Source organism: Chryseobacterium cupriresistens (assembly GCF_046614675.1).
Classification (GTDB): Bacteria; Bacteroidota; Bacteroidia; order Flavobacteriales; family Weeksellaceae; genus Chryseobacterium; species Chryseobacterium cupriresistens.
This window is the reverse complement of the sequence record NZ_JBKKJT010000005.1, coordinates 240,414-252,079: the sequence shown is the minus strand read 5'-3', so window position 1 is coordinate 252,079 and position 11,666 is coordinate 240,414. Positions and strand designations below refer to the sequence as shown.

Below are 11,666 nucleotides of genomic sequence, written 5' to 3'. Positions count from 1 at the left end.
TCAACATAATACAACACTCTCCAAACATTAAAAAAAAGAGGATTTATTCTGATATTCTGACAAAATAAAAGAAGATTTTTGCACAGAATTTTAGTGCAAAAAATAGTATGTTAAAAAGAAAAAATAAATTTTTAAAACGTATTATTCAATCTTTTTAACTCCTTTGAACTGTTCTCTAAATTCGGTTGGAGTTGTCTTTTTGATCGACTTAAATACTTTATTAAAGTTGGCGATATTATTAAAGCCAGCCTCAAAAGCAATTTCAAAAACAGTCAGATTCTTTTCCATCAACCAGCGTGCAGCATAGCTGATTCTTATCTCGTTAAGATAATTGATAAAGGTTTTTCCTGTTCTTTTTTTAATAAACCTATTGAACGTCACATTGCTCATATTCACCAATGATGCTGCATTATCCAGTGTAATTTTGTTTTCAAAATTTTTATGGACAAAATCATGAACCACTTTCATTTTATCATTATCTGCGAAAGTTTCAAGTTCAATACTATACGAAGATAAAAGTGTTTTATCCTCTGCCACAGCCAGTTCATTCAGAATCTTCATAATTTCTATGAAAGATTCAAAGCTGTTCATCTTTGAAAGATTGAGAAACGAATCTTTTAGTTTCTCGGCAGTTTCTGTAGAAAAAAGAATTCCCCGGATGGAATCTTTCATAAGATTATTGATAGGTTTCAGGATATTTTTCTCCATCAGTGACTGATTAAAGAAATCCTGATTGAATTGTATGGTAATTTCGTGGGTCTTTCTGTTCTTACATCTGTAATTAGCCCAGCAATGCGGTAAATTTGGACCTACCAACACCAATTCTATATTTCCGATCTCTCCGGTATGATCTCCCACCATTCTTTTGTAGCCCTTCCCCTTATAAACAAAATTGATTTCTATTTCCGGGTGGTAATGATATGGAAAGTCAAATGAGGCCTTAATCCTGTCAAACACGAGAAAACTATCCTCAGGAGATAGTGGAGTTATTTCTCTCAGAATATTTTCTAATTCGCTCATACAGGCAGTTATGAAAAAAAGTTAATACTTTTAGGTTACAATACAAATCTTTGTAAAAATGATAAAATAATATCAATGTAAAAACATATTTCCAATTTATTTTTATTTCAATTTTATATATCAAACATAAGAAATCATAGGTTGGATAATTTAATACGGATCAAATCATGCTTTTTTGTATCTTTAAACTAAAGTTAAAGGATGCCGCAACAGCTTATTTTTGAAGACCACTATAAAAGACTCGGACTGGAAGTATTTTCAGAAGAAAATCTGGAAAACTTCAACGGAAATCATTTCAAAACTGATATCAAGGTGTTTTTTATTCCTCCCGGATATGAGCTTACGGTAGACTTTAATCATTATAGAACAAAGAAACCCTCTCTGTTTTTTCTGACCAACCAGCATCTAAGCATACAAAAAGGACAGGACGAATCAATCCTTCTTTTTTATAACAGAGATTTCTACTGTATCCAGATCCATGATAAGGAAGTGGCGTGTGACGGGCTTCTTTTTCATAATGTATTTGAAATTCCTTTTGTGGAACTTGACAACTCAGAAGCCATTCTTATAAAAAGTTTGTTCCAGAATATCCAGGATGAACTTGAATGGAGAGATTCTTCTGCAGAGGAAATGATCAGAACGTATGTAAAACAGATCATCATACGGGCTACCCGCAAATGGAAGAAACAAAACTTAGACAATGATACCATCAGAATTCCTGGCAGCGAACTTGATATTTTCCGGGATTTCAGCAGACACCTGGAAATTCATTTCAGAGAAAAACATAATGTCGCAGATTATGCAGAACTTCTTCACATTGCTCCAAAAACTTTAACTCATAAATTTAAAAACTTAAAGCTGGAGTCTCCCAACCAGTTTATCATTAACAGAATTTTATTAGAAGCAAAAAGATTACTATTCTATACGGATAAACCTGTAAAAGAAATTGCCTATGATCTCGGATATGAAGATCCGGCTTATTTCAACCGTCTTTTCACCAATAAAACAGGAAGCACTCCCGCAAATTTTAAAAAAAATTACTCTACGGGAAAAAAGTACAATATTTAAGTCATTTTATCTATTGAAAGATCCTTATCGCAGACATACCTTTGTAACATCAAAATCAAACAATACTAAATACAAAAAAACAAACATTATGAGACGTAACGCAACAGCCGTTTGGAACGGTACTATTAAAGAAGGAAAAGGACATTTAACGACTCAGAGTACAACTTTAAACCAGACTCAATATTCTTTCAACAGCCGTTTTGCGGATGGTGTAGGTACCAACCCCGAAGAATTACTGGCAGCAGCCCATGCAGGATGCTTCACGATGAAACTGGATGCAGAATTATCTCAGGCAGGTTATAATCCTGAAGAATTAAAGACGACTTCTGTCATTACCCTCGATCCCAATATTGGTAAGATTACAAAATCTGAATTGACATTAACCGCTAAAGTGCCGGGAATCTCAGAAGAGGAATTCCAGAAATTTGCGAAAATTGCAGAAGAAGGATGCCCTGTAAGCGCCGCATTCAACTTTGAAATTACTTTGAATGCTACTTTGGAAAACTAATTTAAGTATTCATTCAATATCAATAGAAACGGGCTAAAAGTCCGTTTTTTTAATTTAAAAAAAATCCATTGGCTTCAGCCAAAACTTAAATCCAAAACATTCAAATTAATTATTCGTCCTCAATAAAATATACCGAGTGGTATATTTTTGTATATTTGCATCATATTTAAACATTTATAATGTCAAAGGCAGAAAAAACAAAACAGCATATCATTGAGAAAACAGCAACTCTTTTTAATACCAAGGGTTATATTTCCACATCGCTGTCAGACATTACCCAAGCAACCGGATTGACGAAAGGCAGCATTTATGGAAATTTTGAAAACAAGGATGAAGTAGCCATTGAGGTTTATAAATACAATGCCGCCGTGTTGAGTAAAACCCTCAGCCGCTCCTTTGGCAATGAATTCCCTACGTCATTGGATAAGCTCCATGCATTTATAGATTTTTACCGAAAAAACTGGACGTTTGTCTTTGCCAACGGCGGATGTCCGCTGATGAATGCTGCTACGGAAGCTGATGATTCATTTCCTGCTTTAAAAACTCAGGTGAAAAGGTCTTTTACACAATGGATGACCAAAATATCAACTACTATCGCTGAGGGCCAAAATAAAGGTGAAATTGATCAAAAAATCAATGCTGAGCAATATGCTTCCCTGTTCATCATGCTTATTGAAGGTGGAATTCTGCTTTCAAAAACAATGGGAGATCAAAGTTATCTCAACCATGCCTTGGATAAGGTTGCCCAAATGATTGATCATGAACTCAATATTCTTCCATCATAAATTACACCATATGGAAACAAAAAAAGTGGCTATTGTAGGATACAACAGAATTCCTTTTGCCAGAATGAATACCGCTTATTCAGAGCAGGGAAATCAGGATCTTCTGCTTGCTTCTCTGAACGGATTAATAGACCGTTATCACTTAAAAGGAAAACGACTCGGAGAGGTTGCCGGCGGCGCAGTCATTAAACATATTTCCGAAAGCAACCTCATCAGGGAAACGGTGATGAATACAACGCTGGATCCCGCTACTCCTGCCTGTGATCTTCAGCAGGCATGTGATACAGGAATTGAAGCAGCTGTTTATATTGGGAATAAAATTGCCCTGGGTCAGATAGACTGTGGTATTGCATGCGGTGTGGAAGCCATGAGCAATATTCCATTTGAGTCTTCACCAAGGTTAAGAAAAGCCATGCTCAAAGCCAATAAAGAGAAATCAGCGTTTGGAAAAATAAAACAACTGCTAAGCCCGAAGCTGAAAGACTGGATGCCCATTCCTTATAAAGGGCAGGAACCCAAAACAGGTCTTGTGATGGGTGAACATACAGAAATTACTGCCCAATATTACAATATACCAAGAGAAGAACAAGATCAACTGGCATTAAAAAGCCATCAGAACATGGCAAAAGCTTATGATGAGGGATTTTTTGATGATATGATCACTCCAGCTTTTGGGCTGGATAAAGATAATAATCTGAGACGTGACAGCAGTATTGAAAAATTATCGCAGCTGAAACCTGCTTTTGACAAGCAAAACGGAACCTTAACGGCAGGAAATTCAACTCCTTTTACAGATGGTGCTTCTGCAGTTTTGCTGGCCAGCGAAGAATGGGCGATAGCCAATAATCTTCCCGTCTTAGCTTATATCACTTTTTCAGAGCTGGCAGGAATAGAATATGTTGAAAATAAACAGGATTTACTTCTAGCTCCTGTTTTTGCAGCAGAGAGAATGCTTAAAAAAGCAGGTATGAATTTGTCAGACTTTGATTACTACGAAATTCATGAAGCATTTGCAGCACAGGTCCTGGCTACCATAAAAATCTGGGAAAATGATGAGCTGGCCAAAAAGTTCGGATTGGAAAAAGCGCTGGGAACAATAGACAGAAATAAACTGAATGTAAAAGGAGGAAGCCTTGCAGCCGCCCATCCTTTTGCTGCAACCGGAGGAAGAATTATCGCAACACTGGCAAAATTACTTCATGAAAAAGGCAGTGGGAAAGGGTTTATATCCATTTGTGCAGCCCGTGGACAGGGAGTAACGATGATTTTGGAAAAGTAATAAAAGCCTCATCCTATATTCAAAAGAGCAGATTCTTTTATTATGCAGTAAATAATATGATTGATTATTCGTCTGCAGAGAAAGAAAATTGATAATATTGCAGTGCAAAAATTAGCTGATAAAAGAAGTAATTAAAATAAAACATGGGATAAACAGGGTTTATCTTATGAAAGTCTAATCTATTAAAAAATAGTAACTACATATGAAGAGAGTTGTCATTACAGGATTAGGTGCTGTGACACCTTTGGGAAATAATGTTGAAGATTTTTGGCAAAACAGTATTAAAGGAGTCAGCGGAGCAGGACTCATTACCCATTTCGATACGGAAAAATTTAAAGTACATTTTGCCTGTGAGGTAAAAGGCTTTGATCCAAAAGTATATCTGAATCATAACGAAATCAAGAGAAGTGACCTGTTTACACAATATGCCATGTATGCTTCTGCGGAAGCGATTCAGGATTCAGGTCTGGAGCTTGAAAAAATGGATCCCTTCGACACAGGAGTCATCTGGGGAACAGGACAGGGCGGAATGTGGACTTTTGAAAAAGAAGTAATGGATTTCGCTGCTGGAGATGGAACGCCACGTTTCAATCCTTTCTTTGTACCGAAGTTTATCGCCAATATGGCTTCGGGAATGATTTCTATGAAATATGGTCTTCAGGGAATCAATTATACAACAGTTTCTGCCTGTGCTACAGGAAATACGGCATTGATGGATGCCTTCAATTATATCCGTTTGGGAAAAGCCAAAGTAATCATCAGCGGTGGTTCTGAAGCAGCTATCACTCCGGCTTCTATCGGAGGGTTCTCTATTATGAAGGCCATGTCGACAAGAAATGATGATTTTACAACGGCCAGCCGACCTTACGATGCAGACAGAGACGGATTTGTAATGGGTGAAGGTGCAGGAGCCCTGGTGCTTGAAGAATATGAACATGCTGTTGCCAGAGGAGCAAAAATTTATGCAGAATTAGCAGGAGCCGCCATGACTGCAGACGCTTACCACATGACAGCACCTCATCCTGATGGCGTTGGAGCTATAAAAGCAATGCAGCTGGCAGTGAAAGAAGCAGGAGCCAATATGGAAGATATTGATTATATTAACCCTCATGCTACTTCCACTCCATTAGGAGATATGGTTGAATTAACAGCCATCAATAAAGCATTTAAGGGAAGTAAAAACCTTGATATCAGTGCCACAAAATCCATGACCGGCCACTTATTGGGTGCTGCAGGAGCGGTGGAAGCCATTCTTTCAATCAAAGCGATTCAGAATGGAATTATTCCTCCAACGATTAATCTTCACAATATTGATGAAAGTATTCCTAAGGATATCAATATCGTTTTCGGAGAAGCGAAAGAAAAGAACATCAATTTTGCGTTGAGTAATGCCTTTGGATTCGGAGGACATAATGCCACTGTAGTATTTAAGAAATTCAGCTAATCAGATTAAATAATTGAAAATCCCTGTATGAGAACCATGCAGGGATTTTTTATTTATTTTAAAATTTAAAAAGCAGCCAAAACTGACTGCTTCAAACATAACGAATTATATACCCCTTATAAAGAGATTGACTTGTAACTATTGAGCATCCGGGATAAAAAAATCATCGGCATTTTCAGCAATCGGAATATAGAGTCTCTCCCATTCTTTGCTTTTCACCATATCCCAGCTGTGGCCGGTTCCTTTAAGGTCTTCTGCAAGAAGAACTACTCCCGGTTTAATCATAAAAGTAGAACCATCTGTTACTTTAAATCGTATATTGCCCTTGATGGTAATCACATATTGTCTTCTGGGAGCCGGATGTGCATTTTTTTCCCACTCCTCCGTTTTATTGCTCATCCAGAATGTTGTGGTATTCATATGTTTAAGAGTAGGTATTTTCCCTTTCTCAAAAGAGCATGAGCCGTCAGGATTATTAATTAATCTTATGGCAGGAATAAACTCAGTGGAGCTCTCCGCAGTAACGCTCACATGGTTGTGTTTTTTATGTTGTGCATTCATAAATCCTACAGTACTTACTACTAAAACAAGGCTTAAGCCCTTAATGATGTTTTTCATTATAAATTTAAATTTTTATTTTTAATTATAAACAGTATCGTAAACCAGCATTCTGTCAAAGAATGGTTTATATTTCTGAACCAAAGCAAGATGTTCAGGAAGTTTCCCATACGCTTCAAGCTCTTCCAGACTATCGAATTCCATAGAAGCATTATAAGTAAATGTGCTGTCTAAAACGCTTCTCGGGCTGGAAGCTGCCGGCTTTCCGTAACGGAGATTCTTCTGATAAGGAAGCTTTTTAAGGCCTTCAAAAAAATTTTCAAACTCTTTTACTTCAGGCCCGGAAAGGTCTTTTCTAAGCCAGAACAACAAATAATGGAAGTACACTTTTTTCTTTTTTTTAGGATTAAACATGGGTAAAGCAGAGGCAAACATATTTCCTGAGATCAGCAGCAAAGCAGAAGCCTGGACTGAGCGAAATAAAAATTTTCTTCTTTCCATTGTCATTTATTTTAATTAAAATCTATTCTGTATTTAAGGACAAACTGCCATTTCCGATCAGAAACTACGGCATTGTTTGAAGGGTCATTGGTGTAAACAGGTCTGTTCTGAGCGTCAAAGGTTAAACGGGAAGACATTCCGTTCATCAGCAGAGATATTCCTGCATCATAGATCACAGCATTATCATGAAGTCCTTTCAGATCTGACAGCTGCATTCCTACGGCAGGCTGAAGCTGAAGACTTTTCTTTTCTTTGTCCAGATAAGGCAGGGTTCCTCCAAGTTGTACATAATATGTATTTCCGGTTCCGATAACAGGCATTGCATTTCCTGCTCCATTCAGACTCGCTTGTGTAACATCTACAGAAGTCGCAGGATTATTGGTACCTACATACCGGATATAATTGGGTCCGTAGTCGTTATGCATCGCCATCCCATAAGCGCTTATTGACGTTCCTTTTTCTTTATTCAGTGGTGCATCATAAAATAAATCTACTGCAAAGCTTTTCATATCATCATTCACTGTATTTTTACCGGAATCCAGATGCCATAATGCATTGTGAATATAATCAAACCCGGCTCCCAGACTCAGTACATTCTTCTTCCCTACATAAGTTCCTGCATTAAAGGGAGTGGAAATATTTTCCTTGTCCAAAAAAGCATATCTGAAATATCCTGAGAAGTCTTTTCCTGGGGAGTTTTTACTAAAGGAAGCTACATTCAGTTTCGGATCAGAAGTTGCCATGGTATAAGGATCAGCCAGTACCAGACGATAATCAAATCTTCCGAGCTGTCCTTTAATATAGGCACTCAATTCCCTTACGGTATAATCTGTTGCTCCCGCATTGGAGGTTGCATAAGCTGGCAGGTCGTATAACAGCGTATTCAAAGGTCCTGTAGTAAATCTTGAAAGGCCGCGCCATGTAGAACGTCCTGCCCCAAAAGCAATTTTATCATTAAAAGCGTATTCAGCATAAGCATCCAAAAGGTCAAAATAGTTACTTCCTTTTGCATTGACATTCACGTTGGTAGTTCCACCCTGCAATACAAACATCAGCTTTTCTGTTGGCTTATAAGTCATTTTTACACGAACCCTTCTAAGCGAAAGGTCAGACAGGTCTGATTTTGCTTCGTTATTGACAAGGCTTCCAGGGTTAAGCTGGGTATATCTGGCCCACAATTCTGCATATCCGCTAAAGGAAATATATCTTGAGTGATCTTCATTGAAATAATGAGTCAATCCGGGATTATTAAAATCATTTTTTTTCTGGGCTTCTAATTTCCCCATAAGTCCTAATAAGGAAAACAACGCAATTGCTGTTTTGAAAGAGGTAGTCTTCATATTTTTCTATTCTTATCTTTTGTTGATTTCAACGGGACAAAATTAGATTGCTAAAAGGCCGACAGGTATTAGAAATCTATTAGAAACCTTATAGAAAACTATTAAAAGGGGGAATGTTTTCTGATAAAAGAAAAATATAAAATACCTTTGTACAGTGCTTTGGGAATAAATGAAAGTCCGGCTTTTAAAATCAAAAAAACGTTTGAAAACCAACACCCTTATTCATCGTATTTCTTTATGAAAATTTTAATTGTAGAAGATAATTCACGCGTTTCAAGCCTTTTGAAAAGAGGGCTGGAAAGCCAGCAATATCAGGTTTATATTTCGGAAGATGCAGAAGATGCAATTGTCCTGCTGAATAAAATAACATTTGATCTGGCCATTACGGATATTATGCTCCCGAAAATGAGTGGTATTGATCTGTGCAAACTGATCAAACAGCAATATCCTGACCTCCCCATCATCATGCTTACCGCTCTTGGAACGATTGATGAAAAAATTGAAGGATTTGACGCCGGGGCAGATGACTATATGGTGAAACCTTTTGAGATTAGGGAGCTCTATGTGAGAATCAAAGCCATTCTGCAGAGAAGATCAATTAAAAATAAAGAAGCCTATCTGAACGATCTGGAATATTATGACCTGAAAATTGATAAGAAATTTAACAGGGTTTTCAGAAATGGAGCGGAAATAGAACTTACTCCCAAAGAATTTAAACTCCTGGTATTTCTGGTAAGCAATGCCGAAAGAATTCTTACCCGTGAAGAAATTGCAGAAAATGTATGGGGGAATCATTTCGACACAGGGACCAATTATATTGATGTCTATATTGCATATTTACGGAAAAAGATTGATAAAAATTTTGATCATAAACTGATTCATACCAAACCCGGAGTAGGATTTATTTTTGCTTCACAATTATGAAAATAGCAACCCGAACAGCACTCATTTATTCCATCCTTACGGCAGGCATCCTATTTTTGTTTGCCTACGTTCTTTATTTTGTTTCTGAAAAAAACAGAGAAGATGAATTCAATGACCGGCTGGGATACAAAGTGATCTGGCGTTCAGAATTTATATTTGATGCCAGAATCAGTGATGAAAAAATCCGTGAACTTCACCGGCGTAACCAAAAACTTCTGAATGAAGCAGACATCAGTGTCTATAACAGCAAAAAAGAGCTTACCTTCACAGATATTCCTCCTCTCAAAAGCAATGAAAAATATCTGGACAAAATTAGCCGGTCCCATAAAAACAGAATATTCTGGCAGCAGGGTGACCGTCAGTATATTGCCATGCAGTTTCCATCCAACGGAGAAAAATATTATATCATTGGAAGTGCAGTAGATGTTACGGGAAAAGCCCATATTTCTGAGTTTAAAAAAGATATTATCATCATCTACATCAGCTCCATTGTTATCATTTTTATTATAGGATTTCTTTTTTCCTATTATACGCTTAAGCCTTTAAAGGATATCATTCTCCAGATCCGTGATATTTCAGAGCACAACCTTAATAAACGGCTGGATATTCCCAAAGCAAAAGATGAGATTTATGAACTAACGGAAACTTTTAATTCTACCTTCAACAGACTTGAAAAATCCTTCAACAATCATAAGCAATTCGTCACCACTATTTCCCATGAGTTCCGGACACCTCTTTCTACCTTAATTGCAGAACTTGAGCTTGCCAAGGAACTTAACGTTACCTTGGATGACTATAAGCTTTCTATTGATAATGCTCTGCAGGATGCGAATGATGCTTCGGAACTATCTTCTGCTCTTTTGGATTTTGCCAGAGCCAGCTATGATGTATCACAAATAAGTTTTACCAATCTACGTCTGGATGAGATTTTGGCAGAAGCCAAGCTTGCATTGCTGCAGAAAAATGCCAGTTACAAAATCGGGATCAATTATATGAGCAATGCCTCAGATGATGATGAAAACAATTATGATTTTTATGGCAACCCTTACCTGCTGCAGGTTGCTTTTTCCAACTTAATAGAGAATGCCTGTAAATATTCGGCAGACAAAAGCTGTCATATCGAGATAGAAACCCAACAGGAACATATCAAAATTCATTTTATTGATCATGGGATCGGTATTTCAGAAAAGGATCTTTCAAAAATTTTTGATCTTTTTTACCGCGGTTCCAATAAGAGCTTCGAAAAAGGAAACGGAATCGGTCTTTCCATTGTAAAAAGAATTGTAGAAATACATGAAGGAAAATTGACTATCAATTCTGAAGTATCCAAAGGAAGTGTATTTACTGTAGAATTTCCCTCCAAAAATTAAAAAGCAGTCAAAAATGACTGCTTTTTAATTTATGCTTTCAACCATTCTGAGGAAGAAAGATAATTCTGATCAGGATAATAGATGAACAGACAGTTTTTGCCTTTAATCGTATTGATTATAGATTGTGTCAGTTCTCTTGGGACGGCAGGGCATCCCCAGCTTCTTCCGATTCTTTTGTGCATCGCAGCAAATGCATCACTTACATAATCCGCACCATGCATTACAATTGCTCTTCTGTATGCAGCATCATTAAAGCCCTTATCCATTCCCAATAATTTCAGAGAGTATCCGTTATCACCCTGATAGGTTGCATCCGTGATATAAAATCCCAGGCTGCTCTGCAGCGAACTTTCCCTGTTAGAAAAATTCGTCGCAAATTCTTCACCGGTATTTTTTCCGTGTGCTACTAGAGAGTTGAACAGAACTTTTTTGTCTTCAAGGTCAATGATCCAAAGTCTTTTTGTGTTAGAAGACATAGAAAAATCGCAGATAGTTAATAAATGCGAGTCCTGGGTAAGCAATCCTGCTTTTTTTAAATTTTCATAGCCAGTCAATGCTTTTGAGAACACATCATAATTCAGTTCATGCCCCGGCTCAAATGCAATAGATTGGTACAGTGCTTCTGATGAAGACACTGCTGCAGTGTTCTTCTCAGATTTCGTTTCAGCTACTTTTTCAGTTTTCGTTGTTTTCACATTCTCACTTTTCGCCACCACTTTTGGGGAAATGTAGAATGAAGTCGTCACCATGTAAACAAGGCCTAATACGCTATAAAATCCTTTCATTCAATACTATATAAATCCAAATTAGTGGGGCAAAATTATAAAAACATAATTACCAAGGGGTTATAACTCTACAAAGTTTAACGC

The 11,666-nt window shown here is 37.2% G+C and carries 12 protein-coding genes; 7 read left to right on the top strand and 5 right to left on the bottom strand.

Annotation, left to right across the window (positions count from 1 at the left end):
* Nucleotides 1–141: 141 nt before the first annotated feature.
* Nucleotides 142–1,020 carry an AraC family transcriptional regulator gene (locus ACLI50_RS15625; RefSeq protein ID WP_202841803.1) on the bottom strand — a complete coding sequence of 293 codons (879 nt, stop codon included), beginning with the start codon at nucleotides 1,018–1,020 and terminating at the stop codon, nucleotides 142–144.
* 201 nt (nucleotides 1,021–1,221) lie between these two features.
* On the opposite strand from ACLI50_RS15625, the gene ACLI50_RS15620 reads away from it, so the two are divergent.
* From ACLI50_RS15620 to fabF, 5 genes are all read left to right on the top strand, one after another.
* Nucleotides 1,222–2,088, top strand: a complete 867-nt coding sequence (locus ACLI50_RS15620; protein WP_411414180.1) for a helix-turn-helix domain-containing protein — start codon at nucleotides 1,222–1,224, stop codon at nucleotides 2,086–2,088.
* Between the two features lie 88 nt (nucleotides 2,089–2,176).
* The gene (locus tag ACLI50_RS15615) at nucleotides 2,177–2,596 is read left to right on the top strand and encodes an OsmC family protein (RefSeq protein WP_002982623.1); all 420 of its coding nucleotides are present in this window, start codon (nucleotides 2,177–2,179) and stop codon (nucleotides 2,594–2,596) included.
* Nucleotides 2,597–2,775: 179 nt separating this feature from the next.
* Nucleotides 2,776–3,381, top strand: a complete 606-nt coding sequence (locus ACLI50_RS15610; RefSeq protein ID WP_110008356.1) for a TetR/AcrR family transcriptional regulator — start codon at nucleotides 2,776–2,778, stop codon at nucleotides 3,379–3,381.
* Nucleotides 3,382–3,391: 10 nt separating this feature from the next.
* On the top strand, nucleotides 3,392–4,660 hold the full coding sequence (locus ACLI50_RS15605) for an acetyl-CoA C-acetyltransferase (RefSeq protein ID WP_110008355.1): 1,269 nt from the start codon (nucleotides 3,392–3,394) through the stop codon (nucleotides 4,658–4,660).
* A 202-nt stretch (nucleotides 4,661–4,862) separates the two neighbouring features.
* Entirely contained in the window at nucleotides 4,863–6,104 is a 1,242-nt protein-coding gene (gene fabF / locus ACLI50_RS15600; protein ID WP_110008354.1) for a beta-ketoacyl-ACP synthase II, read from the top strand.
* A 138-nt stretch (nucleotides 6,105–6,242) separates the two neighbouring features.
* On the opposite strand, the gene ACLI50_RS15595 is transcribed toward fabF, so the two are convergent.
* From ACLI50_RS15595 to ACLI50_RS15585, 3 genes are read right to left on the bottom strand one after another with little or no spacing between them, the layout of a single operon-like run.
* Entirely contained in the window at nucleotides 6,243–6,722 is a 480-nt protein-coding gene (locus ACLI50_RS15595; protein WP_227941155.1) for a cupin domain-containing protein, read from the bottom strand.
* A gap of 21 nt (nucleotides 6,723–6,743) precedes the next feature.
* Complete coding sequence (locus tag ACLI50_RS15590) at nucleotides 6,744–7,163, bottom strand: Dabb family protein (RefSeq protein ID WP_181397926.1); 420 nt, start codon at nucleotides 7,161–7,163, stop codon at nucleotides 6,744–6,746.
* A gap of 11 nt (nucleotides 7,164–7,174) precedes the next feature.
* On the bottom strand, nucleotides 7,175–8,503 hold the full coding sequence (locus ACLI50_RS15585) for a porin (protein ID WP_202841807.1): 1,329 nt from the start codon (nucleotides 8,501–8,503) through the stop codon (nucleotides 7,175–7,177).
* A 237-nt stretch (nucleotides 8,504–8,740) separates the two neighbouring features.
* Between ACLI50_RS15585 and ACLI50_RS15580 the strand changes: the two genes are divergently transcribed.
* Together ACLI50_RS15580 and ACLI50_RS15575 are read left to right on the top strand one after the other, a co-directional pair.
* Complete coding sequence (locus tag ACLI50_RS15580) at nucleotides 8,741–9,427, top strand: response regulator transcription factor (protein WP_202841808.1); 687 nt, start codon at nucleotides 8,741–8,743, stop codon at nucleotides 9,425–9,427.
* Nucleotides 9,424–10,797 carry a HAMP domain-containing sensor histidine kinase gene (locus ACLI50_RS15575; protein WP_202841809.1) on the top strand — a complete coding sequence of 458 codons (1,374 nt, stop codon included), beginning with the start codon at nucleotides 9,424–9,426 and terminating at the stop codon, nucleotides 10,795–10,797. The genes ACLI50_RS15580 and ACLI50_RS15575 overlap by 4 nt, the downstream gene beginning before the upstream one ends.
* Before the next feature lie 29 nt (nucleotides 10,798–10,826).
* Here ACLI50_RS15575 and ACLI50_RS15570 read toward each other — a convergent pair whose 3' ends face one another.
* Nucleotides 10,827–11,582: a murein L,D-transpeptidase catalytic domain family protein gene (locus tag ACLI50_RS15570; RefSeq protein WP_411414179.1), complete on the bottom strand. Its 756-nt coding sequence runs from the start codon at nucleotides 11,580–11,582 to the stop codon at nucleotides 10,827–10,829.
* Nucleotides 11,583–11,666 lie beyond the last annotated feature (84 nt).